1 protein-coding gene is annotated in these 627 nt (G+C 43.1%); it reads right to left on the bottom strand.

All coding sequences use genetic code 11. The features are described from left to right. Positions 1-152: 152 nt before the first annotated feature. A partial coding sequence (locus tag R7190_RS28510) for a LysR substrate-binding domain-containing protein (RefSeq protein ID WP_318138014.1) occupies positions 153-627 on the bottom strand: 475 nt, incomplete at its 5' end.

Raw genomic sequence — 627 nt, 5'->3', positions numbered from 1 at the left:
GGCGACATAGCCCCTAATAAACAGACTGTAAAAAGTGATAACCAAACTGTTAGTGTCATAAAAATCTCCCCTCTTTGACGTTAATTTATCAATAGAGGTGATATAAACTGAAATCAAAGTTAATCATGAAAGTCATGATTGAAACTCATAGTCTAGTGAATAGAGTATTCTGATTGCTGCATAACGCTTTGCATCGTTTCCCGTATCCAACGATGCGCAGGATCGTTATCGTACTTTGGATGCCACATCAGCCAGTATTGATGGATTTGAGTATCAAATGGCAGAGGTTTATGTGCCAAACTCCAATGCTTAGCGAGGTTCACCGCGATATGCTCAGGGACGACCATCAAATGTTCACTTGAGACTAGGCGATTAACCGCCGCCGAGAAAAATGGGACTTTAAATGTGATATGTCGCGCCAACCCCATCTCTTTTAAAACCGTGTCGGTGCTTGAATCTTTATCTCCGCCACCCGTAACTTTTATGTGCGAATAGCTGAGTAACGCATCCACCGTCAGCTCTTTATAACTCGCTAGCGGGTGTGACGCTTTCATCAAACACACCGAGGTATCATAACCAATGTTCACGCTTGAAACGCCTTCTGGTTTTGAAGGGTACATGGACGAT

Source organism: Vibrio sp. 1078-1 (assembly GCF_033340475.1).
This window is presented reverse-complemented; position numbering and strand designations above follow the sequence as displayed.